The organism is Ruegeria sp. BHSA123, from assembly GCF_059613425.1.
The window spans coordinates 67,059-90,700 of record NZ_JBXWSL010000013.1 but is presented as its reverse complement, the minus strand read 5'-3'; the positions used below and the strand labels follow the sequence as shown (position 1 = coordinate 90,700).

Annotated in this window: 22 protein-coding genes; 9 read left to right on the top strand and 13 right to left on the bottom strand. The window is 60.0% G+C overall.

Annotated features, from left to right (window positions below):
* On the bottom strand, nucleotides 1–451 hold a 451-nt coding region (locus AC2FNC_RS09775), incomplete at its 3' end, for a hypothetical protein (RefSeq protein ID WP_496715178.1).
* Between the two features lie 177 nt (nucleotides 452–628).
* On the bottom strand, nucleotides 629–2,341 hold the full coding sequence (locus AC2FNC_RS09770; protein WP_496715177.1) for an adenylate/guanylate cyclase domain-containing protein: 1,713 nt from the start codon (nucleotides 2,339–2,341) through the stop codon (nucleotides 629–631).
* A 329-nt stretch (nucleotides 2,342–2,670) separates the two neighbouring features.
* Here AC2FNC_RS09770 and pnp point away from each other — a divergent pair, with 329 nt between their 5' ends.
* Both pnp and AC2FNC_RS09760 read left to right on the top strand, forming a co-directional pair.
* Nucleotides 2,671–4,821: a polyribonucleotide nucleotidyltransferase gene (gene pnp / locus AC2FNC_RS09765; protein ID WP_480474259.1), complete on the top strand. Its 2,151-nt coding sequence runs from the start codon at nucleotides 2,671–2,673 to the stop codon at nucleotides 4,819–4,821.
* A 175-nt stretch (nucleotides 4,822–4,996) separates the two neighbouring features.
* Nucleotides 4,997–6,001 carry a Hint domain-containing protein gene (locus tag AC2FNC_RS09760; protein WP_496715176.1) on the top strand — a complete coding sequence of 335 codons (1,005 nt, stop codon included), beginning with the start codon at nucleotides 4,997–4,999 and terminating at the stop codon, nucleotides 5,999–6,001.
* Between the two features lie 12 nt (nucleotides 6,002–6,013).
* Here AC2FNC_RS09760 and AC2FNC_RS09755 read toward each other — a convergent pair whose 3' ends face one another.
* Nucleotides 6,014–6,649, bottom strand: coding sequence for a DUF1326 domain-containing protein (locus tag AC2FNC_RS09755; protein WP_480482813.1), 636 nt, complete (start codon nucleotides 6,647–6,649; stop codon nucleotides 6,014–6,016).
* 265 nt (nucleotides 6,650–6,914) lie between these two features.
* Here AC2FNC_RS09755 and AC2FNC_RS09750 point away from each other — a divergent pair, with 265 nt between their 5' ends.
* A complete protein-coding gene (locus AC2FNC_RS09750) occupies nucleotides 6,915–7,604 on the top strand; it encodes an outer membrane protein (protein ID WP_480622595.1) in 690 nt (229 codons plus the stop codon).
* Between the two features lie 129 nt (nucleotides 7,605–7,733).
* Here AC2FNC_RS09750 and AC2FNC_RS09745 read toward each other — a convergent pair whose 3' ends face one another.
* Nucleotides 7,734–8,384, bottom strand: coding sequence for a peroxiredoxin (locus AC2FNC_RS09745; protein WP_480517988.1), 651 nt, complete (start codon nucleotides 8,382–8,384; stop codon nucleotides 7,734–7,736).
* Between the two features lie 214 nt (nucleotides 8,385–8,598).
* Here AC2FNC_RS09745 and AC2FNC_RS09740 point away from each other — a divergent pair, with 214 nt between their 5' ends.
* On the top strand, nucleotides 8,599–10,038 hold the full coding sequence (locus tag AC2FNC_RS09740) for an aldehyde dehydrogenase family protein (protein ID WP_496715175.1): 1,440 nt from the start codon (nucleotides 8,599–8,601) through the stop codon (nucleotides 10,036–10,038).
* Between the two features lie 61 nt (nucleotides 10,039–10,099).
* Here the strand turns inward: AC2FNC_RS09740 and AC2FNC_RS09735 are convergent, their stop codons facing one another.
* Complete coding sequence (locus AC2FNC_RS09735; RefSeq protein ID WP_480474265.1) at nucleotides 10,100–10,534, bottom strand: glyoxalase superfamily protein; 435 nt, start codon at nucleotides 10,532–10,534, stop codon at nucleotides 10,100–10,102.
* 177 nt (nucleotides 10,535–10,711) lie between these two features.
* The gene (locus tag AC2FNC_RS09730) at nucleotides 10,712–11,563 is read right to left on the bottom strand and encodes a bifunctional helix-turn-helix domain-containing protein/methylated-DNA--[protein]-cysteine S-methyltransferase (RefSeq protein WP_480474266.1); all 852 of its coding nucleotides are present in this window, start codon (nucleotides 11,561–11,563) and stop codon (nucleotides 10,712–10,714) included.
* Between the two features lie 117 nt (nucleotides 11,564–11,680).
* Between AC2FNC_RS09730 and nth the strand changes: the two genes are divergently transcribed.
* Nucleotides 11,681–12,325: an endonuclease III gene (gene nth / locus AC2FNC_RS09725; protein ID WP_209505105.1), complete on the top strand. Its 645-nt coding sequence runs from the start codon at nucleotides 11,681–11,683 to the stop codon at nucleotides 12,323–12,325.
* The gene (locus AC2FNC_RS09720; protein WP_480517990.1) at nucleotides 12,322–13,311 is read left to right on the top strand and encodes an adenosine kinase; all 990 of its coding nucleotides are present in this window, start codon (nucleotides 12,322–12,324) and stop codon (nucleotides 13,309–13,311) included. The genes nth and AC2FNC_RS09720 overlap by 4 nt, the downstream gene beginning before the upstream one ends.
* A gap of 74 nt (nucleotides 13,312–13,385) precedes the next feature.
* Here AC2FNC_RS09720 and AC2FNC_RS09715 read toward each other — a convergent pair whose 3' ends face one another.
* On the bottom strand, nucleotides 13,386–14,285 hold the full coding sequence (locus AC2FNC_RS09715; protein ID WP_480605464.1) for a LysR family transcriptional regulator: 900 nt from the start codon (nucleotides 14,283–14,285) through the stop codon (nucleotides 13,386–13,388).
* A gap of 409 nt (nucleotides 14,286–14,694) precedes the next feature.
* A complete protein-coding gene (locus tag AC2FNC_RS09710) occupies nucleotides 14,695–15,186 on the bottom strand; it encodes an RNA pyrophosphohydrolase (protein WP_480554394.1) in 492 nt (163 codons plus the stop codon).
* A 137-nt stretch (nucleotides 15,187–15,323) separates the two neighbouring features.
* Between AC2FNC_RS09710 and AC2FNC_RS09705 the strand changes: the two genes are divergently transcribed.
* Nucleotides 15,324–17,351 (top strand): FAD-dependent oxidoreductase, encoded by a 2,028-nt coding sequence (locus AC2FNC_RS09705; protein WP_480622600.1) that lies wholly within the window; start codon nucleotides 15,324–15,326, stop codon nucleotides 17,349–17,351.
* 404 nt (nucleotides 17,352–17,755) lie between these two features.
* The gene (locus AC2FNC_RS09700) at nucleotides 17,756–18,661 is read left to right on the top strand and encodes a LysR family transcriptional regulator (RefSeq protein WP_480474271.1); all 906 of its coding nucleotides are present in this window, start codon (nucleotides 17,756–17,758) and stop codon (nucleotides 18,659–18,661) included.
* Between the two features lie 52 nt (nucleotides 18,662–18,713).
* Here the strand turns inward: AC2FNC_RS09700 and AC2FNC_RS09695 are convergent, their stop codons facing one another.
* Nucleotides 18,714–19,631, bottom strand: a complete 918-nt coding sequence (locus AC2FNC_RS09695; protein ID WP_480474272.1) for a hydrogen peroxide-inducible genes activator — start codon at nucleotides 19,629–19,631, stop codon at nucleotides 18,714–18,716.
* A gap of 98 nt (nucleotides 19,632–19,729) precedes the next feature.
* On the opposite strand from AC2FNC_RS09695, the gene AC2FNC_RS09690 reads away from it, so the two are divergent.
* Complete coding sequence (locus AC2FNC_RS09690; protein ID WP_480493955.1) at nucleotides 19,730–20,692, top strand: sodium-dependent bicarbonate transport family permease; 963 nt, start codon at nucleotides 19,730–19,732, stop codon at nucleotides 20,690–20,692.
* On the opposite strand, the gene AC2FNC_RS09685 is transcribed toward AC2FNC_RS09690, so the two are convergent.
* Genes AC2FNC_RS09685 through AC2FNC_RS09670 form a run of 4 tightly spaced genes read right to left on the bottom strand, consistent with a single transcriptional unit; the run spans nucleotide 20,685 to nucleotide 23,601 of the window.
* Nucleotides 20,685–21,587 (bottom strand): OmpA family protein, encoded by a 903-nt coding sequence (locus AC2FNC_RS09685; protein WP_480474274.1) that lies wholly within the window; start codon nucleotides 21,585–21,587, stop codon nucleotides 20,685–20,687. The genes AC2FNC_RS09690 and AC2FNC_RS09685 overlap by 8 nt on opposite strands.
* A complete protein-coding gene (locus AC2FNC_RS09680; RefSeq protein ID WP_496715172.1) occupies nucleotides 21,584–22,156 on the bottom strand; it encodes a peroxidase-related enzyme in 573 nt (190 codons plus the stop codon). The genes AC2FNC_RS09685 and AC2FNC_RS09680 overlap by 4 nt, the downstream gene beginning before the upstream one ends.
* A 15-nt stretch (nucleotides 22,157–22,171) precedes the next feature.
* Nucleotides 22,172–22,882: a GNAT family N-acetyltransferase gene (locus AC2FNC_RS09675; RefSeq protein ID WP_480518002.1), complete on the bottom strand. Its 711-nt coding sequence runs from the start codon at nucleotides 22,880–22,882 to the stop codon at nucleotides 22,172–22,174.
* Nucleotides 22,879–23,601, bottom strand: a complete 723-nt coding sequence (locus AC2FNC_RS09670; RefSeq protein WP_480474277.1) for a competence/damage-inducible protein A — start codon at nucleotides 23,599–23,601, stop codon at nucleotides 22,879–22,881. Before AC2FNC_RS09670 ends, AC2FNC_RS09675 begins: the two co-directional genes overlap by 4 nt.
* Nucleotides 23,602–23,642 lie beyond the last annotated feature (41 nt).

Sequence of the window (23,642 nt, the reverse complement as noted above, 5' to 3'; positions counted from 1 at the left end):
TGTTCAGCGCAGCTTTCTTGCGCTTTTTCCTGCTGGTGCCCAGCGGAGCCCCCAAAAGCGGCGTGTCCCCCTGCATCAGGATCAGGCTGTCCGCAGTTTCATGCACCGAGAACGGCGCGGCATCGACGGGAACCGTGGCGGCTTCGGCCTCGGGTATCGGGTCGGGAGACAGGAACCGCGCCTTGATCTGCGCCTGCTGGTCGGCCGGTAGCGCGCGGATATCGGCCCCTTCGTCTGAGGCATAAAGCTCTTCCCATGCGCTTTCCATGATCGCGGCCACGTCCGCCGCGCTTGGTTCGGCGGCGGGGGCTGTCATCAGCGGCATCTTGGGGCCTGCATCAAGGTCGATGTCCTCCACCGCGTCCTCGGGGAGCTTGTCGAGCATCTCGATGAATGACTCGTCGAACACATCAGGGTTGAATGAAATGCCAGAGGCGGAATGGAGCTTCATGGGTAAACCTACTTTCTTTAACTTTGACACAATAAGCCTGCACAATAGACGAGTTTTGAATTCTCTCTGTGGTGAACATCACACTTGAACAGCCAGTCGCCCCCCCCCGGACGCCGCCAGCCGGGGCGCGCGCGGCGTTTCGTGGCAGCAGCAGGACGCGTGTCTGTAGATCAGCCGTTATTCGGGAAGACCGGCCTTTTTCCACCCTTCGCGCCAGCTTTCGGAACAGGCCGGAACGGTAAAGATCGGCAGCCTGGTCTGATCCGAGAAAGCGGTGATATCCGGGCGCAATGCTTTCAGGTCGCTTATCGCCGCCTGCGCCGCTGCGGCATCCGACATTTGACCCAAGGCGGCAATAAGCATCAGGTGGCTCATGACAAATCCGGACCGAACGGCCAGAGCGTCACGCGCTGCGGCGGCGGCCTCGTCATACCGGCACAGCTGAAATAGCGCGCTTGCCCGGGCGATATGCGCCGCATGACGCATCGGGTCTTTCGGGCTGAGTTCAATGGCATGTGTTGCGTGGTCCAATGCCTCATCCGGTCGGTTCAACATGCACAGGTTGATGGAGGCGAGCATGTGGACGCTTGCAGCATTGGGGTTTTCGGCCAGCGCCTGTTTGAACGCCGCACGCGCACGCGGCAGGTCGCGGGCCAGCATCGAGATTGAATGCGCCGCATAAGCCATGGCAATGCCGTCGGAGCGGTCGCTCATGAGAACGCGTTCAGCCGCGCTGATGGCGGCCTTGGGCCCTTCGCCGATGGGATCAAGCCCCTGCACAAGCCGCTGAATATGCAGCCAGGCCAGCAGCCCTGCGGCAGCGGCGTAATCCGGGTCGCGGTCCAGCGCCAGCGTTGTCAGCCGGATGGCTTCGCGATTGGCGTCATCTGTCAGCAGATGAAAATGCGACAGCGCCTGAAGGTAGAGTTCATAGGCTTCGAGGTTTTCGGTCGGCTTGGCGCGGGACCGGTTCGTTTCGGCGTGGCGCAGCGATGGCTCGATCGCTGTGACGACCTCTTGCGTGACCTTGTCCTGAAGGTCGAAGATATCGTCCAGCACCCCGTCAAAGCGATCGGCCCACAGGTGGCTGCCATTTTCCGCATCAATCAACTGCCCGGTGATCCGGACACGCTGTCCGGCGCGTCGGACGGACCCTTCCAGCACATACCGAACCCCGAGCGTCAGGCCGACCTGTCGGATATCCGTCGTTTTTCCCTTGAAAATGAAGGACGAGTTGCGGGCCACGACCATCAGCCAGCGAAAGCGCGACAGTTCCGTGATGATGTCTTCGGTTATGCCGTCGGCAAAGAACTCTTGCTCGGGGTCGCCGGACATGTTGTCGAAGGGCAGAACGGCGATCCCCGGACGAGTGTCGGCGGGTGTAGCAAGATGGGCGGTTGAACCCTTTGGCCAGCACCAGACACCAACGCGGCGCGTGATGTTCTTCAGCTCGGCCTGCCCGCCGCCGTCGAACAGGGCCGCATCGCCCCGGTCAAGGCTGTGATGCGCCGTGTCCGAGATCAGGATCTGGTCGGGTTTGGCCAATGCTTCGAGCCGGGCAGCGACATTGATGCCATCACCGAAAATGTCTTCGCCTTCCGTGATGACCTCACCCGTGTGAATACCGATGCGCAGCCGCAGCCCTTCGGGCTTGTCGCAGGATTGCAGGGCAATCGCAAAATCCGACGCGTCGGACGTTGACCGGAATTCGGCGATCCAGCCATCCCCCATGCTTTTGATCAATGTGCCGTTGTGGGTTTCCAGCAGGGCAGTGAGCGTGTCGTCACGGAACGATTTCAGTGCTGCAAGTGTACCCTGCCGGTCCTGATCCATAAGCGCCGAGTACCCGACAACGTCAGCCGCCAGCACTGTCGTAAGCCGTCTTTTCATTCGCACCCCCAATGAAAGTGAGGTTAGCGCAGTGATCCGGTTCTGTCAGGCCATTTCCCGGACGGGGCAATGGCACGCATCGCACCATCATGCGGCCCCTGTGCCTTGTATCGCGCTGCGAGGGGTCAGGGCCTGCCTCAGCATGATCCGGCCAGCTTTTTCGGTTTCGCTTTCCTTCCAACGCATTCTCATGTATGCGCGCGGTATCTGAGACGTTGTGCCCTGACCCCGGCACTCGAACGGAAGATAAATGGGGTCGGCGGCAATGGGGCCGCCATGCAAAACCGGAGACCCGCAGGGGCGGGAGTGCTCCGTTCTAGGATACGCATATGTTTGATGTAACGAAGAAATCGATGCAGTGGGGCGAGGAGACGCTGACACTGGAAACCGGCAAGGTTGCCCGTCAGGCCGACGGCACCGTGATTGCCACGCTGGGCGAAACCAGCGTCATGGCCAACGTGACCTTTGCCAAGAGCCAAAAACCCGGTCAGGACTTTTTCCCGCTGACCGTACATTACCAAGAGAAATATTATGCCGCCGGTAAGGTTCCGGGTGGCTTCTTCAAGCGCGAGGCGCGCCCGACCGAGAAAGAGACGCTGACCGCGCGTCTGATCGACCGTCCGATCCGCCCGCTGTTCGTTGACGGTTTCAAAAACGAAGTTCTGGTGATGTGCACCGTGCTGAGCCACGATCTGGTCAATGATCCCGACATCGTTGCAATGATCGCCGCGTCGGCTGCGCTGACCATTTCCGGCGCGCCGTTCATGGGCCCGATCGCCGGTGCCCGCGTTGGATTCGTGGATGGCGAATACGTCCTGAACCCGACCGTGGACGACATGCAGGACCTGCGCCTGAACCCTGAACAGCGTCTGGATCTGGTTGTTGCCGGTACCAAAGACGCCGTGATGATGGTTGAATCGGAAGCCTATGAGCTGTCCGAGGCCGAAATGCTGGGTGCGGTGAACTTTGCGCATGAGCAGATCCAGCCGGTCATCGACCTGATCATTTCGCTGGCCGAAGACGCCGCGAAAGAGCCGTTCGAATTCGTCGCACCCGATTACTCGGAGCTCTACACCGCCGTGTCGGCTGCCGGTGAAGAGCAGATGCGCGCCGCGTTCGCGATCACCGACAAGCAGGAGCGCACCGCCGCTGTTGCCGCTGCCCGTGAAACGATCAAGGAAGCGCTGACCGAGGAACAGCTGGAAGACGCCAACCTTGGTTCGGCGATGAAAAAGCTGGAAGCCGGCATTCTGCGCGGTGACGTCGTCAAGGGCGGCAAGCGCATCGACGGTCGATCGACCACCGATGTTCGCGCCATCGAAGCCGAAACCTCATTGCTGCCGCGCACCCACGGCTCTGCCCTGTTCACCCGCGGTGAAACCCAGGCGCTGGCCGTGACCACGCTGGGCACCGGCGACGATGAGCAGTTCATCGACGCGCTGCACGGCAACTTCAAATCGAACTTCCTGCTGCATTACAACTTCCCCCCCTATTCGGTTGGTGAAGTGGGCCGCGTGGGTTCGCCCGGCCGTCGCGAAATCGGCCACGGCAAGCTGGCATGGCGCGCACTTCAGGCGGTTCTGCCTGCGCCGACCGACTTCCCCTATACCATCCGCGTGGTGTCCGAGATCACCGAATCCAACGGCTCCAGCTCGATGGCGTCAGTCTGCGGCGGTTCGCTGTCGATGATGGATGCGGGTGTTCCGCTGAAAGCCCCGGTTGCCGGTGTGGCCATGGGCCTGATCCTGGAAGATGACGGGTCTTACGCAGTTCTGACCGACATCCTGGGTGACGAAGACCACCTGGGCGATATGGACTTCAAGGTTGCGGGTACTGCAAACGGCATCACCTCGCTTCAGATGGACATCAAGGTCGCGGGCATCACACCTCAGATCATGGAAACCGCCCTGGCACAGGCCAAGGACGGTCGGATGCACATTCTGGGCGAGATGGGCAAAGCCCTGTCCGAGACCAACGAGTTCTCGGTCCACGCACCGCGTATCGAAACCATGAACATCCCGACCGACAAGATCCGTGAAGTGATCGGTTCGGGCGGCAAGGTCATCCGCGAGATCGTCGAGGTTTCGGGTGCCAAGGTCGACATCAACGACGATGGCGTCATCAAGATCGCATCGCCCGATGGGGAATCGATCAAGAAGGCCTATGACATGATCTGGTCGATCGTGGCCGAGCCGGAAGAAGGTCAGGTCTATACCGGCAAGGTGGTCAAGATCGTCGATTTCGGTGCCTTCGTGAACTTCTTTGGCAAGCGCGACGGTCTGGTCCACGTGTCCCAGATCGAAAACCGCCGCCTGAACCATCCGTCGGATGTTCTGAAGGAAGGTCAGGAAGTGAAGGTCAAGCTGCTGGGCTTTGACGATCGCGGCAAGGTTCGCCTGTCGATGAAAGTGGTCGATCAGGAAACCGGCGAAGAGATCGTTCCCGAGAAGAAAGAAAAGAAAGAGGAAAGCGCAGAATAATCTGCCAACCCTCAGATTGAATGCGAAAGGCCCCGGCTTCGACCGGGGCTTTTTTGTCCGCGCGGTCAGGAGTGTCGGGCGTCTCGTGGCTTGGTAAATCAATTGTTAACACTTCATGCGTGTATTTACTCAACCATAAGGATTATCATGTTGCATTCAGGGATGCTTTTCGACCGTGGCCTCGATAACCGTTTTCGAAATCAGCGCAGACCCCTACAGCAATAAAAGCGTCGATATAATCGCCGCTTATTCCGTTGACATCACCGACAATGACGCCTTGTTGCAGGATCCCGACCCTGACAGCGCGCAGCTTGACCTGTCAGCCCTGCCCGGTTTTTCCGGGACAAGCCAGAATTTCAGCACCTTCGAAAGCTATTCGGGAACGGTGAACGGGGCGCCTGTCACCTTCATTCTGGTTCAGTTCTCGAACCCGCGCTACATCATCGTCACCTCGGGTCAGGCGCAGTTGAACGATACGATCACGGGGACCAGCTTTGGCGGGACGGCAGCGCCAACCACGTATCAGACCTTGCCGTCTTTCGTGTGTTTCACCGCCGGGTCCCTGATCCGGACGCCCGTCGGGCTGCGCCGGGTCGAGACGCTGAACCCCGGCGACCCGGTTGTCACCGCCAAGGGCCATACCCGCCCGGTGCGCTGGATCGGCAGGCGTCGCTTGTCAGCGCAGGAGTTGCAGCAGGACCCTCATCTCTGCCCGGTACGGATCATGGCGGGGTGTTTCGGGACAAACAGCCCAAGCCGTGATCTGGTCGTCTCGCCACAACACCGGATCGCCGTCACTTCAGCGATGATGGAGCTGATGCATTGCGAGACCGCGATGCTGGCCCCGGCCAAGGGGCTGGTCAATGGGCGGACAATTGTTCAGGAGCTGCCCGCGCAAGGGGTCGAATACGTCCATATCCTCTTTGACCGGCATGAGCTGGTGAACGTCGAAGGCATCTGGTCCGAATCCTTCTATCCCGGTGACACGACATTGGGCGCGATGGCACCGGCCACAAGGCGCGAGCTGTTCACCCTGTTTCCGAATCTGGCCTGCGGTGCCGGTGGCTATGGATCAACCGCGTTGCCGGTGCTGAAACCCTTTGAGGTTCGGGTGCTGAAGGCGGATCTGACGCTGCCCTGCTGGACTCCTGTCCCGAACACATCTGCACACGCCGCCTGACAGGGGTGCCGATCAGTGGGCAACCCCGCCGGGGCCGTGTTTCAGTAGATGCCACTGGCCATAGCTGTCCTTTAGGTCCAGCTTGATCGCGGCATCAGAGCGGGTCGAGGCGCTGCCGATCTCGGCAATGGAAAACTCGATTCCGCCGGGGATATCGATGCGCACCCGATGCGCGCCGCCGCCATGTGGGGCCTGGATCGGCTGTCCGGTGGATTTCAGGACATCACCAACGGTAACGCTGGCCGTGCGTTCTTCGAGGTCCATCTCGAATTCGATCGGCAGGTAGAGCGTGTCATGGACCGTCTCGCACATTGCCCTGAACACGTACCAATGCGTCGCCATTTCTTCGGTTTCTTCGCCGTGAAAGACCTTTTCCAGCGCGTCGCGCTGTGCCGGGGTTGCTGCGGGATCGACGATCACCTGCATCTCGCCGCCGCCTTCAAAGATCGGCCCCGGCCAGGCATAGATCAGCGCGGCCTTGGTCCCGCTGAGGTCGGTGTCGCCGAAATGCCCTTTGGTCACCTCAAGCACTTCGAACCCCCGGCAATCGCCATGGGTCGGCAACTCTTCGAACTGGCAGGGGCAGGCATAGCCGCAATTGCAGTTCCCGAAACTCTCTCCTTCAACATACCAATCTGTAAAAGCCATGGTCTTCTCCCGCTAAGTACAGTCCGACAGCCCGAGGTGATTGGTCTTATGCCTGAGTTTTGCCCCGGAACATCTTATCACAAATTGCCCCGAACCAGAACCTGAGGGCCGTGAGACGGCAGATGAACGGGCCTGCCCAGCCCCGGATCTATTCATTCACGCGCGTCCAAAACCCTGTGAAACGAAGTGATAACCCCGCGCCTTTCCTTTCCGCCAAGCCCGCCCACATCGAAGCCAAGCAGAGTTTGGAGCAACGGAGACAATCATGATCAAGCACGTTTTACTTACCTCAACGGCCCTCGCCGTCAGCGCGACGGCGCTTGCCGCGCAGAGCCTGGGCGACGGCACCTATGTTCAGGGCTTTGTCGGGTACAGCCAGCTGCAGGACAGCGATTTCGCGGGCACGATCGGCGGCGCGCCGCAATCGGTCGACACGGAGTTCGACGCGGGGTTCGGTCTGGGCGTGGCCATCGGCAAGGAGATCCCGCAATGGTCCAATGACAGGTTCGGCACGCGGATTGAGCTGGAGCTGTCTTACCGCGACAGCGACGTGGATGGTGTGAACTTCTCGGGCAACGGGCCGGGGGCCGAGGGCAATATCTCGGGCGATGTCACGCAGACCTCATTGTTTGCCAATGTGTTGTTTGATTTCAAACAGGCGGGTGCGCTGACGCCCTATGCCGGGTTTGGTCTGGGGGCCACCTATTCGGATCTGGATTTTGCCTATGGGCCGGGTGTGGTACTGGATGACAGCGACACCACCTTTGCCGCGCAGCTGATCGCCGGTGTGGCTTACGAGATCAACCCGTCAACCGCCTTTACCGTCGACGCCCGCTATGCCCGCGCCTTTGACGTCTCGTCGCGGCGACTGGCCCCGAACGGCGCGTTGACCGGCATTGTCGAAGACGATCTGGATACGTTCAGTGTCAATTTCGGGCTTCGGTACAAGTTCTGAGGTCTAGGGGCAGGTTTCTCTCAGGTCATCCTGCCCCCGCCTGCTTCATCTGGCCCCAAATATCCTCGGGGGGAATTGTGCCGGCAGGCGCGATGGGGGGCAGACAGCCCCCCTGACCCGGGAACCGCCTCAGGACGGCGCTTTGGTCTTGCGCAGATAGGGGAAGATCGTCTCGAACGCGCCGAATTTGGCCTTGGCGTCTTCGTTCGACACAGACGGTGGGATGATCACGTCTTCACCCGGCACCCAGTTGGCGGGCGTTGCGACACCTTTCGACGACATCTGCAACCCATCCAGCGCGCGCAGAATTTCCGCAAAGTTGCGACCCACGGTCATCGGATAGGTCATCGACAGTTTCAGCTGCTTGTCCGGGCCGATAATAAAGACCGACCGCACGGTGGCGCTGTCCGCCGGGGTGCGGCCATCGGGCAGGTAAGCTTCGGCAGGCAGCATGTCGAAGGCTTTCGACACGGCCAGACCGTCATCAGCGATGATCGGGAAACTGGGATTGGCCTTGCCGTATTCCTCGATGTCCTTCTTCCATTTCTTGTGGTCTTCAACACCGTCAACCGACACGCCGATCACCTTGGTGTTGCGCGCGGCCCATTCGTCGTTCAGCTGCGCGACGGCCGAGAATTCGGTGGTGCAGACAGGCGTGAAATCCTTGGGGTGCGAGAACAGAATGGCCCAGCTGTCGCCAATCCAGTCGTGAAACTGAATGGTGCCCTGATCTGTTTCTGCGGTGAAGTTCGGGACCGTATCGTTGATGCGCAAACCCATGGCTACTTCCTTTCCTGTTGAAAATCCGAGTCGATTGCCTGAAACCTAATCACTTTGTGCGAAGGTTAAACCTTTCATCGTGGTCGCGGCCAAGGAATTTGCCGGTTTCACTGGAAAAATAATTTGATCAAATTATCTATTGCCCCCTCTTCGCTTGGGTGACAGAGTGTCGGCGAACAGCCGGATTCTAGCTGAACCGACAGGAGGGCTCAGGATGATCGAGAAACGGAATTTCTATATCAATGGTCAATGGGTCGCGCCGTCGCAACCCAATGATTTCGAGGTCATCAACCCCTCGACCGAGGAGCCGTGCGCGGTGATCTCGTTGGGTGGGCAGGCCGACACGGATGCGGCAGTTGCCGCCGCCAAGGCCGCCCTGCCGGGCTGGATGGCAACGCCGGTGGAGACCCGCATCGCACTGGTCGAGAAGCTGATCGACATCTACAAGACCCGCGCGGAAGATCTGGCGCAGGCCATGTCGCTGGAAATGGGTGCGCCGATTGACATGTCGCGCAGCCAGCAGGTTGGTGCAGGCACATGGCATTTGCAGAACTTCATCCGCGCGGCCAAGGCGTTTCAGTTTGAACGCCCTCTGGGGGATCACGCCCCGAATGACCGGATCATCTATGAGGCGGTTGGCGTGGCCGCATTGATCACGCCCTGGAACTGGCCTATGAACCAGGTCACGCTCAAGGTCGGTGCGGCGGCGATTGCGGGCTGCACGATGGTTCTGAAACCATCCGAGCAAAGCCCGCTGAATGCGATGATCTTTGCCGAGATGATGGACGAGGCAGGGTTCCCGCCCGGTGTATTCAATCTGGTGAACGGCGATGGCCCGGGCGTTGGCTCGCAGCTGTCGGGTCATCCCGACGTGGATATGGTCAGCTTTACCGGCTCAACCCGTGCGGGTACGGCAATTTCGAAGAACGCGGCGGAAACGCTCAAGAAAGTGCATCTGGAGCTGGGCGGCAAAGGCGCCAATGTGGTCTTTGCCGATGCCGATGAAAAGGCTGTCAAACGCGGCGTCCTGCATATGATGAACAACACCGGCCAAAGCTGTAATGCCCCCAGCCGGATGCTGGTGCAGCGCCCGATCTATGATCAGGCCGTTGAGATCGCGGCCGAGGTCGCCAGCAAGGTCACGGTGGGCAATGCCGCAGACGAGGGCCGCCATATCGGACCCGTCGTGAATGAGGTTCAATGGACCAAGATTCAGGACCTGATCCAGAAAGGTATCGACGAAGGGGCGCGGCTGGTCGCGGGCGGCACCGGACGCCCTGAGGGGCTGAACAAGGGCTATTATGTCCGCCCCACGGTCTTTGCCGATGCCAACAACCAGATGACCATCGCGCGCGAGGAAATCTTTGGCCCCGTCCTGACCATGATCCCGTTCGACACCGAGGAAGAGGCCATCGAGATCGCCAATGACACCCCTTATGGCCTGACCAATTATGTGCAGACGCAGGACAAGGCGCGCGCCAACCGCATGGCGCGGGTTCTGCGGTCGGGCATGGTCGAGATGAACGGCCAGTCGCGCAGCGCGGGCTCTCCGTTTGGTGGGATGAAGCAATCCGGCAACGGGCGCGAAGGTGGCGTTTGGGGGCTGGAAGACTTTCTGGAAGTCAAATCCGTCGGCGGCTGGGCGGCTGAATAATACACCCAGCGCAATGCAAGATGAGAGGGCGAGGCAACGCGGTTGCCTCGCCCGTGTTATGTCAGACAGGCCGCACCACTAGCTGGGGTTCCCCGTCGGACGTATGGCGACGGGAACGACCGTCCCAGCCAATCTCTCCTGTCACGCGCTGGCGATAGGCCGAGAAACTGTCGAACCGGACTACATCGACAGGCGTGTCGAACTGTAGGGTCACCCGGCGGTGTGCACCGTCCCCCAGCATGGTCAGACCACGAATTTCCGCCGTGAAGGGCTGGCCCAGGTATCGACCTTCGACCCGGTCGCCCACGCGCAAGCGCATCCGGTTGCCCGCCATCGCGTGCAATGTGTTCCAGTCGCGCACCCCATGTTGATGAGCCACCAGTTCCAGGGCCTGACCGTGCGACAGCTGAACGCCGGTGTCGTGCAGTTTCCGTCGCAGGCGTTTGGCCTGCTCTTTCAGCTCCTCCAGCGGAGCGATGTCTTGTGACAGTGTCATGTTTTGCCTCGTTTCCTTGAACGGGCGCGAGTTTAGGACGGGGTTCGCATTACCATCCGCGCGCCGGGAAAGGGCAACAGATGTTTGTTCAACCGGGTTTCACCAAAGCCTATGGCCGCGAACGGCAGGGGACCCGAACCTGCGTTGCTTTTTGGCAGCGGTCGGGCCTTCTGTCAATCAGGCGTCGGCCTGCGCCGCCTCATAGGCCAGCATGGCCCGTTTGACCGGCAGACCCCAGTGATAGCCGCCCAACCCCCCTGATTTGCGCAGGGCGCGGTGACACGGGATCAGCCAACTGACCGGGTTTCGCCCGACCGCCGTGCCCACGGCGCGCACGGCCTGCGGCGAACCCACGCGCTGCGCGATCTCGGAATAGGTCGTCACCTGCCCCGACGGGATGTGCATCAGTGCTTCCCATACCTTGATCTGCAAGGGCGAGCCGATCAGGTAGAGCGGCGTCGGCTCTAACCGGTCGCGGGCCGTGCCGAAAGCGCTGAGAACCCAGGGGCGCAGACGCATGGTATCTTCGACATAATCCGCGTTGGGCCAGCGCGAGACCATATCCTCCATCGCCGCCTTCTCTCCGGTTTCGGCCCCGAAGGCGATGCCGCAGATCCCCTTGTCGGTGCCCATGACCAGCGCGGGACCAAAGGGGCATTCAAACCAGCCCCAGTAGATCGTCAGACCCGTGCCCTTGCGGGCGTATTCGCCGGGGCTCATGGATTCCCATTTCAGGAACAGATCATGCAGGCGGCCACTGCCGGACAGGCCGACATTATGGGCGGTTTCAAGCGTGGTGAACCGTTCGCGCAGCAGCGCCTTTGCATGGCCCAGCGTAAGGTATTGCTGATACCGTTTTGGCGACACACCAGTCCAACGCGAGAACAGGCGCTGGAAATGCGCTGGGCTCATATCCATCTGGCGGGCCAACTCATCGAGGCTGAGGGTTTCACCGCCCTGATCAATCAGGTCGATTGCCCGGCGCATGACGTTATAGTGGTATCCGCTTTCGGGGGTCTGGACGTTCATGGTTGCACCTCATTGTCTGGCACAAACCATAGCGCGCGCGACACGCTGCCGCGACCCGGAACTTGCGCATTGGCTTTGGGCTTGTGTCGCGGCCCCTCGGGCGGCATTAAGGCCCGGATGGCAAAGCAACTCGACTATCATACGATCCGCGAGATCTTTACGCGCTTTCAGGAGGCCGACCCCGAACCCAAGGGTGAGCTTGAGCATGTGAATGTCTACACGCTGGTCGTGGCCGTGGCGCTGTCGGCGCAGGCAACCGATGCGGGGGTCAACAAGGCCACGCGCGAATTGTTCAAGATCGCCGATACGCCGCAAAAGATGCTGGATCTGGGCGAGGAGGGCCTGATCGAGCATATCAAGACCATCGGCCTGTTCCGCCAGAAGGCCAAGAACGTCATCAAGCTGAGCCGTATTCTGGTCGAAGACTATGGCGGTGAAGTCCCAAATTCCCGTGCAGCGCTGCAATCGCTGCCGGGTGTCGGGCGCAAGACCGCCAACGTTGTGCTGAACATGTGGTGGCGGCAGCCGGCGCAGGCTGTGGACACGCATATCTTTCGCGTCGGCAACCGCACCGGCATCTGCCCTGGCAAGGACGTGGACGCGGTCGAGCGCGCCATCGAAGACAACATCCCCGCCGATTTTCAACTCCATGCGCATCACTGGCTGATCCTGCATGGCCGGTACCATTGCAAGGCGCGCAAGCCGCAATGCCCGACCTGCATCATCCGTGATCTCTGTCAATTCGAGGACAAGACATTATGAAAACCTACCAGCTGACCGGTATCGGAAATGCCGTTGTGGACGTGATCTCGCAGGCCGATGACAGTTTCCTGGAACTGATGGGCATTGAAAAGGGCATCATGCAGCTGATCGAGCAGGAGCGCGGCGAGCTGCTGTATGCCTCGATGGAGGGCCGGGTACAGACGCCGGGCGGGTCTGTTGCCAACACGATTGCGGGCGCGGGTGCGCTGGGGTTGGATGCCGCCTTTATCGGGCGGGTGCATGACGACGCGCTGGGCCGGTTCTATGCGGATGCGATGAACGAAGATGGCGTCGATTTCGTGAACCCGCCTGTTCCGGGCGGGGAATTGCCGACCTCGCGCTCGATGATCTTTGTCTCGCCCGATGGCGAGCGGTCGATGAACACCTATCTGGGCATCTCCTCGGAACTGTCGTCGCATGACGTGCCCGATGAGGTCGCCGGAAGCAGCCAGATCATGTTCCTTGAGGGCTATCTGTTCGACAAGGAAAAGGGAAAGGCCGCGTTTCTTGAGGCCGCGCGCGCCTGCCACAGGGGCGGCGGCAAGACCGGGATCGCCATTTCCGACCCGTTCTGCGTGGAACGGCACCGGGTCGATTTCCTGCTGCTGATCGAGAATGAGCTGGATTTCGTCATCGGCAACGAGGCCGAAATCAAATCGCTGTTTGAAACCGACGATCTGGAAGAGGCGCTGATCAAGACCGCCGAGATTTGCCCGCTGGTGGTTTGCACGCGATCGGGTGACGGGGTGACCGTCCTGAACGGAGGCTCACGCATCGACGTGCCGGTCAAGAAGATTGTCCCTGTAGATGCAACAGGTGCCGGTGACCAGTTCGCTGCGGGGTTCCTGTACGGAATGGCCACCGGACGCGACTACGAGACCTGTGCCAGGATCGGCAACGTCTGTGCCCGCGAGGTTATCAGCCATATCGGCCCGAGACCCGAGGCGGATATGCTGGAATTGTTGCGGGAAGAAGGGTTGCTTTGAGTCCAAGGTGGACTACGTCAACTCTCATCTCAGAAGGGAACTCGCAATCTTGTCGGCTGCAGCTTCATTCAGCCTTAGGTGGCTTGTTCCTTAAAAATTACCGCATAGCGAGGTGCGAAATATTTGACGAAGGCTCTAACTTCAGGTCGTCGGTAGGCATCTGGTGAAACCAACAACAAATGTGGCGCTGACAGCTCCTCGATCTCGTCGAAGCACCTGATGAGGGTTTTGTCCGGCTCAAGCAACTTCACGTTGCTTATTCCCAACCCTTGACCCGCCCTGATCGCCGAATGCATTAAGTCCAGTTCGCTATAGGTCGCCACAATCTGCTGGGGCTCAATGCGTTCAACTAACCAATGGTGAAAAACGTTGGGGACGTCCCCTCTTTGGAACGTGACGAACCTGTGGCCTTTCAAATCCTGAGATGAGGTGGGTAATCCAAATTCCTGCTCATAACTTTTCCCACCAAACAGCGACCACTTCGCGTCGCTAATCTTCCTTGAAATCAAATTTTGGTCAGGTTCAGTCCGCACCAATCGTAGCGCTATATCTGCTTCACCTGCCATCAGGTCCAGAGCTCTCACTGAAGGCAAGAACTCAAACGCTATGCCGGGGTTACTTGCTGAAAATTCATTGACAATATCGACCATTCGCGGCGAGAAGTTCGCTGAATATGCAGTGATACGAATGGGTTTTGTTGCCGCCAATTCACCTGCATGTCTGGCAAACATATTTGCTGCGGCTTCGAGCGTCTCGGCGCTCTTGACGAGATTGAGTCCGTTTTTCGTGAGTTTGAAGCCTCTGGTGTCACGCTCGAACAGAACTAGTCCGGCTGCATGTTCCAATGCATCGATACGCCTAGCCACAGTAGGTTGGGCCATGCCGAGTTTGCGAGAAGCGGCCAGCGTCGACCCCTCTCTGACGACCATCAGAAAAACGCGTACATCGGACCAGTTCCAATTCTCGCTCTGCATTTATGCAGAACAGCACAAATTCAAGCACGATACCAGAAGGTGATGCTGGCCAATAACCTGAATGGAGAACCCATGAACCAAGGTGGCTAACGATGACTTTGCACATCACCCCACTACTCGATACTTGGAAACCTTTCAGATTGTTGCACAAACTGTTTGAACGTACCCCTGATCCTTCGCGGTGCTGCGAGAACACCCATGAAGCGACACGACAACGACGGGAGTTCATTCAAGAAATGATGCAAAGCCACCCTGAGGCATTTCAAAGTGAATTGGACGTTCAGTACCTGATGCAGTGCTACCCATCTTGGTTTTGAACGTGGCTCCAATGGGATTGCGCAGTTTTGTGTATTGTTGCGTGTCCGTTTCGTCCCGCTTAGCGGAACAACCTGAAAAGCATCCCTAGCGATCAGAGTTCGTTTAGATAGTCGGAAAAAGCCTCGACCACGCGCTCATACACATCGCGCTTGAAGGGCACGATTTCGGCGATCAGCCGGTCTGGCTCCTGCCATTTCCAGCGGGTGAATTCCGGGTGGTCGGTTTCGATGTTGATCTGATCGTCGGCGCCGGTGAAGCGCAGCAGGAACCATTTTTGTTCCTGCCCGCGATAGCGTCCTTTCCAGATGTGGGGCACGATGTCATGGGGCAGGTCATAGGGCAGCCAGCCCTCGGTTTCGGCGATGACTTCGACCAGATCAGCCGTGACCCCGGTTTCTTCCCACAGCTCGCGCAGGGCCGCGACGCGGGGGTCTTCGCCCTTGTCCACACCGCCCTGCGGCATTTGCCAGGCGTCCGCGTGGCGGTCGTTGCGCTGTCCCACGAAAATCTTGCCCTCGGCATTCATCAGCATCAGCCCGACGCAGGGGCGATAGGGCAGTTTGGCGATTTCTTCGGGGGTCATGCGCGGCCTCATCGGGTTGTTCCGCCCACCTCTAGCAATCACCGGCGCTACAGCAAAGAGGGTGACGTGGGGTTTCGCGTGACAAAGTTGACGCGAACGTCAATCTAGCGGGCAAATTCAGGAGGGAGAGTTCCGCCATGACTGCGTACCCGAATATGCTGGCCCCGCTGGATCTGGGCTTTACCACGTTGAAAAACCGCGTGCTGATGGGCTCGATGCATACGGGGCTTGAGGAGACCGGCGACTGGAACCGGGTGGCCGAGTTCTATGCGGATCGGGCGCGGGGTGGCGTAGCCTTGATGGTGACAGGCGGGATAGGTCCGAACCTTGAAGGCTCGGTCCTGCCGGGGGCCTCGATGATGGTGAGCGACAAGGACGTGGCGCACCATTCCATCGTGACGCAGCGCGTACATGAAGCGGGCGGCAAGATCGCGATGCAGATCCTGCACGCGGGGCGCTATGCCTATGGGCCAAAATGCGTGGCCCCCAGCCCGGTGAAATCGCCGATCTCTCCGTTCCCGCCCACTGAGCTGGATGAAGAGGGCATCGAGAAACAGATCAGCGATATCGTCAACGCCGCCGTACTGGCGCAAAAGGCGGGCTATGACGGGGTCGAGATCATGGGGTCGGAGGGGTACTTCCTGAACCAGTTCCTTGTGACCCATACGAACAAACGCACCGACCGCTGGGGCGGGTCTTATGAGAACCGGATGCGTCTGCCGATAGAGGTCGTGCGCCGCACGCGTGAGGCGGTGGGCACCGATTTCATCATCATCTACCGGCTGTCGATGATCGATCTGGTCCCCAACGGCTCGACCCATGACGAGGTGGTTCAACTGGCGCAGGAGATCGAAAAGGCCGGGGCCACGATCATCAATACCGGGATCGGCTGGCACGAGGCGCGGATTCCCACAATTGCCACCAGCGTGCCGCGTGCGGCCTTTGCCTGGGTGACCAAGAAGCTGATGGGCAAGGTGGGGATACCGGTGATCACATCAAACCGGATCAACACGCCCGAGGTGGCCGAAGAGGTTCTTTCGACCGGTTGCGCCGACATGGTCTCGCTGGCCCGCCCGATGCTGGCGGATGCAGATTTCGTCAACAAGGCGATGGCAGATCAGGCGGCAAAGATCGCGCCTTGCATTGCCTGCAATCAGGCCTGTCTGGATCACACGTTCAGTGGCAAGCTGACCTCATGCCTCGTGAACCCGCGCGCCTGTCATGAGACCGAACTGGTGATTGAACCGGCCAAAACGCGCAAATCCATTGCCATTGTGGGGGCAGGCCCTGCCGGTCTGTCGACCGCAATGATCGCGGCCCAGCGCGGTCACGACGTCACCCTGTTCGACCGCGCTGATGAGGTCGGCGGGCAGCTGAACATGGCCAAGCAGGTGCCGGGGAAAGAAGAATTCTGGGGACTGGTCGACTGGTACCGCACCATGATGGATGATCTGGGCGTGAAGGTGGAACTGAACCGTGAGGTTGGCGCAGATGACCTGACCGGCTTTGACGAGGTAGTCATCGCCACCGGCGTAAGACCGCGTGATCCGCAGATACCGGGGCAGGATCGGAACAACGTGCTGAGTTACATCGACGTGCTGCGCGGCAAGGCCGAGGTTGGCAAGTCTGCTGCCGTGATCGGGGCCGGTGGCATCGGCTTTGATGTGTCCGAGTTTCTGCTGGAAGAGGGTCACAGCGCCACGACCGACCTGCCACTGTGGATGAAGGAATGGGGCGTGACGGACCCGGCTGAACACCGTGCGGGGTTGGCGCCCGAGGGGCCGCAACCCAGCGCCCCCGCGCGTCAGGTCACCTTGTTGCAGCGCAAGAAACAGGCGCACGGCAAAGGTCTTGGCAAAACCACAGGCTGGATTCACCGGGCAACACTGAAGATGAAGAACGTCAATTTCGTGGGTGGCGTGAATTATGAGCGCATCGACGATGACGGCTTGCATGTCAGCTTTGGCGAAGAGCGCGCGGACCCGACGGTGATCGCGGCCGACACCATCGTGCTGTGTGCCGGTCAGGTGTCCGAACGGTCACTGGCGGACGCGCTGATCGAGCGGGGCATCACCCCCCATGTGATCGGGGGTGCGGATGTCGCCGCCGAACTGGACGCCAAGCGCGCGATCAATCAGGGCACGCGGCTGGCAGCGGAATTCTGATCGCAGGGTTTAACGTTTCCCAGTCGGACAGCGCGAGTTTTGCACCCAGAGCGCCAAAGGCCGTTGCAAAACTCCGCCTGATCCACGTCTTCACCGTCGGACGGCGGATCACGTGGTCGCGGGCTAGAACGGCACCCTTCGGCAGGCAAGGACGGCGATGGTGAAAACGGATTTCTTGACCCCGTCTGTGGTCACAAAAATGCCATTCTAAGATGAACAGAAACGCATAATTGCGCGGAAAACGCAGTATCGCAGGGTTCAGGACCGGTTTGGAAACTACTGTTTCCGCGTTTCTCATACGCAAACGATCCGATTCAAATCCCTGATATTATCCCATGTATGCCCCGATTCCGCCCAGATTCAGAGCGATAGTCGGGTTGGAAATCAATATCTGGGGAACGAGTATGGACCGACTGACCGAAATGGAAGCCTTCGCCAATGTGGTGGACCAGGGTGGCTTCACCGATGCGGCCAAGAAGATGGGCATCTCCAAATCGGCCGTGTCCAAACACGTCTCGAGCCTCGAAGCGCGTCTGGGGGCCCGGTTGCTGAACCGCACCACGCGCCGGGTGTCGCCGACGGAAATCGGCCTGGCCTATTATGACCGCGCACGTCGCGTTCTGAATGATGCGGGTGAAGCGGATTCGCTGGTCACATCGATGCAATCGGCCCCGTCCGGTCTGCTGCGCATCAGCGTTGCCACGGATTTCGGCGTCAATCACCTGTCGCCGGTCCTGTCCGATTTCCTGGCCGTCTACCCCGACATCACCGTGAACATGGTTCTGAACAACCGCTATGTCGAACTGATTTCCGAAGGATTTGACGTGGCCGTGCGCATCGGCGAGTTGGAAGACAGCACGTTGCGCGCCCGCAAGTTGACCGAAACGGTCAAACGCATGGTTGCCGCGCCCAGCTATATCGAACGGTTCGGGCGCCCGCAGAAGATCGACGATCTGAACGAACACAAGTTGCTGCACTATTCCAGCCAGTCGTCAGGCAATGTCTGGAAGCTGACCGCACCGTCCGGTGAAAAGCGTCAGGTGCGCACCGCGGGCTGGCTGAGCGTGAATGACGGACAGTCGCTGCTGAACGCGGCCATTTCGGGGCTGGGGATCGCGTATCTGCCCAGCTATCTTTATGCCGAGGCGTTGAAATCGGGGCAGGTTGTCGATGCCATGCCGTCCCTGCCGGACGAGGTACAAGGCATTTACGCCGTTTACCCGCCCGGCCGCTTCACACAACCCAAAGTCCGGGCCTTCATCGATTTCCTGGTCGATGCGTTCGAAGACAAAAGCCCGATGGATTGGTAGTTTCTCCCTGAAGACCAACCTTTGGCCCGCATGTCAAAGTGCGGGCCTTTTTTTATGAACCGATCACCGTCAGACCAATGGATCGCGCGGAAGAGCGCAGGCTTTCCATCAATACGTTCTGGCCCGGCGGCGGCGTTTCGGCATTGCGCGCCAGCAATGCGATATCGCGATTGGCATTGGGAATGGACAGCGGTCGCAGGCGCACCTCGTCGCGGTAGATCCCCTGTCTGCGAGCATAAAGATCAGGCAGAACCGCAACCCCAACCCCCGAAGCCGCCATCAGAACAATGGAATCAAGCGTCGTGCCTTCATATTCATCCGAAACCACGCCGCCGCATTCCGCTGCCAGCGCATAGACGATGCGCGACAGGCGGTGGCTTTGGTCAAGGGTCAGGAACAGCCGGTTCTGCAAGTCGGCGGCACTGACGCCCTGTGGGTCCTGCGCCAGAACGTCGTCAACGGCCACCGCGACCCAGAGGGGTTCGTTGAACAAGCGGTGCTGCACGGTATTGGGGTGATCCTCGGGCGTTGACAGGATCAGGTCAAATCGACCGGATTTCAGGCCCTGTTCCAGATCGCGGGTGTTTTCCTCGCGCACGACAATGCGTAATCCGGGGCGCAGGCGGTGCACCTCTTTGATGGCTTGCGGCAACAGGTATGGCCCGATCGAAGGCAAAACGCCTAACCGCAACCTTCCGCCAACGGGCATATCGTTGGTCATGGCGTGGCGCAGGTCCTTGACCTCGGCAAGGATCCTTTGCGCGCGCGAAATGAACTCTTCCCCCTTTGTGGTCACCTGAATTCCGCCGCGATTGCGGTCAAAGATCCGAACGCCAAGCTCTTGTTCTACGGTTGCAATTTGCGCCGACAGGCTGGGTTGGCTGACATTCAGCACTTCGGCGGCCAAACTGAACCGTCCGAGGCGGCTGACCGTGACGATGTATTCCAATTGGCGCAGGGTTGGACGCATTTCATAACCTGGAACTATATTAAACTTAACAAGATAGTATTTGGCGAAATCAATTTTGCAAGGCACCTAGCCCTGAAACGAGGGATCAGGAGTCAAGTATGCCCGGAGTGATCGAGACGCTGTCTAGCAACCTGCTGGTGCCCACCATTTTGTTTTTTGCCCTAGGGCTTTTGGCCGCTTTTGTGCGCAGCGATTTGTCTATCCCGGCGGGCGCGGCCAAGTTCATGTCGCTCTACCTGCTGTTGGCCATCGGGTTCAAAGGCGGTGCCAGCCTGGCCGCGCACGGCATCCATTTGCAACTGTTCCTGACCCTGCTGGGCGGAGTGGCCCTGTCCTTTACCATCCCCTTCGTGGCCTTTGCCCTGCTGAGGATGATGACACGGCTGGATGCGTTGAACGCTGCGGCGGTCGCAGGGCATTACGGGTCGATTTCGATTGTCACCTTTGTCACCGCCACCAGTCTGCTGGATCTGGTAGGTCTTGCCCATGACGGGTTCATGGTAGCGGTGGCGGCAGCGATGGAGGTACCGGCCATTCTGTCGGCGCTGTGGCTGGCGCACAAGACCGGCGGCAATGGCGTCAAGGATGACAAGCTGTGGCGTGATCTGCTGGCCAATGGATCAATTGTGCTGCTGACCGGGGCGTTCCTGATCGGGGCCATAACCGGGGGTGAAGGCATGCAGATGATCGCGCCTTTCATCGTCACGCCTTTCACCGGCATCCTGTGCCTGTTTCTGCTGGATATGGGGCTTTCGGCGGGGCGCAGCCTGATCAGCAATCGCGACAAACTGTCGGTTGGCCTGTTCGCCTTTGGCGTATTGATGCCCTTGATCGGCGCGCTGATGGCCTGGGCCGTCGGTGCGGTAATCGGATTGCCGCAAGGCAGCCTGTTCCTGTTCATGGTGCTGTCGGCCTCGGCGTCTTATATCGCGGTTCCGGCCGCCATGAAAATCGCACTGCCAAAGGCCGAGGCCGGGATTTATCTGACCCTGTCGCTGGGTGTGTCCTTTCCGTTCAACATCACAGTCGGATTGCCGCTGTACCTGTGGTGGGTCAGTTGACGAGCAAGACCGCCTCGACCCGGCGGTTCAGCTCTCGCCCTTCGGGGGTTGCGTTCGATGTGAGCGGGGACAGATAGCCGACGCCCTGTGCCTCGATCCGGTCGGCGGCCACGCCATGCGCATCAATCAGACGGGTGCGGACGGACTCGGCCCGACTTTTGCTGACCGCAATATTGGCCTGCAACGCGCCGGTGTCATCGGTGTGCCCCACCAGCGCCAGGCGCATCTTGGGGTTTTCGGCCAGATATCCGGCCAGCAGGGTCAGAGAGGCATAAGTCCCCTCGTCCAGCGCAACCTCACCGGTTGGGAAATGCAGATCGTCCAGTATCACGTGACCCGATGTTGCCAGTGCTTCGAGCAGCCCGCCCGACCCCTCGACAGCCTGTTCGATCACGACCGGAACAGGGTCCGGTGCATTCTGGGGCGTGACGCGGATCATCTGGACATACCCGTCCGGGGGGTTGCGGCTGACCAGCAGGCTGAGGGCAACAGACCCCTTGGTGGCCGACAGGAAACGGTAATCCTGAATGGCGACATACATGTCCGGGGTCGGAACGACCTCGGTGCCAAAGCGGAAGTCGAACCCGCCACAGGCGCGGGCATCACATTCGAACAGAATCTTGTAGCCCTGAGCCTCGATCTGGTCGCGCAGCGGGGCCAGTAGCTGGAGGGTTGTGCTGGAGCCCGCCTGAAGCCGCCACGTGTAGCGTTCAACCCGGCCTTCGAGGGTGTCAGCAGGCACCGCGCCATTCGCAAAAGGCCCCGTTGGCAGGTCATAGCTGTCCAACGGCGAGGTGCGGTCGCTGATCTGGCGGGCGCTGGCTGGCAGGGTCAGGTCCTGCGCCAGAACCGGCCCCGCAAAAAGCGTGGCAATGAGGGCGGCTGACCGGATCATCGAAACTGCGCGTGATACTCGGGGTTGGGCACCATTGCCGTGGCGCTGGCCACCCGGTTGGACATGTTGAAGAACCCGGCAACATTGGCAATGTCCCAGATATCGCGGTCGGTAAAGCCTGCATCGCGCAGTTTCTGGCGGTCGGGTTCTTCGATCTCGGCGCTGGCGGTTGTCATTTTGGCGGCAAAGTCCAGCATCGCGCGCTGCCGGGGCTCGATCGGTGCAACACGGTAATTCATCACCAGCATCTCACCCAGTTGCGGGTTGCCCGAAAGCTGCCGCACCGCGGCACCATGCGCGACCAGACAGTAGAAGCACTTGTTGATCGACGAAACGACCACGGCAATCATCTCGCGCTCCAGCTTGGACAGGCCGCTGTCGGCCAGCATCAGATCGTTATACATAGCCGTGAACTTGTTCAGCTTGTCGATGTCGAAGGCGTTTGCCTTTAGCACATTCGGCACCATGCCCAGCTTTTCGACACAGATATCGAAATATTTCTGCGTTTCCGGCGGCAGTGGATCGACCATGGGCAGGTTCAGCGCGGTGGGCATGTCTTTCTGTGTCATGGCGACCCCTTTTGCTCAGACAAGGTGACGGTAATGGTATTCGCTGGCGATCTCCATCCCGAGGGCGCGATAGAGACCATTGGCACCTTCATTGGCCTTGGTGCAGATCACACTGAGGCTTTGAGCGCCGTTGTCACCTGCCCAAATCGCCGCGGCGCGCATGGTCCACTGACCCAGCCCCTGACGGCGGTGCGCGGGCAGGATTTCAAGCGCATGAAGCATCGCGACATCGTCGTGCATCGCTACGAAGGCTGCACCGCTGGGCTTGTCGTTGTGGCGCAGAAGCAAACCGGTTTTGGGACCCTTCGCGCGCTCCATCACCGCCAGACGTTCGGGCCCGATCCCACCGGCCGCCCAGATTTCACGCATGATTTCAAGCGGCTCCCAGACCGAAAACACCATGACCGGAGGGATCGGCTGATCGGTGAGGTGAGAGACGGGGCACGTATAGATGTTGACCGGATCAAGGATGTCATATCCCCGTTGCGCCAGCTTTGCATCCAGCGCCTCATCCCCCGGACGCAGGCAGAAGATGGATTTCTGCCCCATGGCCTGCATCGCGGCCTCGGCCGCGTCGATATCGGCATCGCTGGCCGGGGCCAGTGCATTGGCCGCAGAAACACGCGAGCCACCGCCCTGCCCTTCGCGCAGCTGAAACGGCCCCAGCCTGCGATACCGCGCGGCAGGCCATGTGCCGTCGACGATGTCAGCCCAGTCGCCGCTCAAAGCGCAAGCTCTTTCGCCAGACGGGTCATGGCCGCGTCAATCCGGCTGCCATCGGTGCCGCGCACCACCACGTTGGCCCCAAAGGCCCCGTTGATCTGAAACGGATAGCAACCGATGGACAGATCGCTGAAATCCTCGGCCAGCGCAGACAGGTTTGCGGCGATATCGCCTTCGCCCCGGTCCACGCGCAGGGTTTGCGACAACAAGGGGCTGCCACCGGTCAGCGTGGGCAGGACGCTGGCGACCATAGCCTGAAACACCAGCGGCACCCCGGCCATCACATGCACGTTCTTCAGGGTGAAACCCGGCGCCGTCGAGACCGGATTGTCGATCAATGTCGCGCCATCCGGGATACGCGCCATGCGCAGGCGGGCGGCGTTCAGTTCCAGCCCGGATTTGTCGTAATGCGCCTGCAACAGCGCGCGCGCGTCGTCGCGAACGTCAATCGGGGTGTCGAAGGCGCGCGCAATGCAATCGGCGGTGATATCGTCATGGGTCGGGCCAATGCCGCCGCTGGTAAAGACGGTGTCGTGGCTGTCAGACAGCGCTTTGACCGCCGCTTCGATGGCGGGGGCGTCATCGCTGACGATGCGAACCTCTTTCAGATCAATGCCGTGTTTTGCCAGCTCCTGCGCCAGATAATGCATGTTTGCATCGCGGGTGCGGCCCGACAGGATTTCATCCCCGATCACCAGCATTGCTGCGGTTGGATTGGCCATGGCGCGGACTCCTCTTGATCGTCTTCAGGGGCAGGTATAGG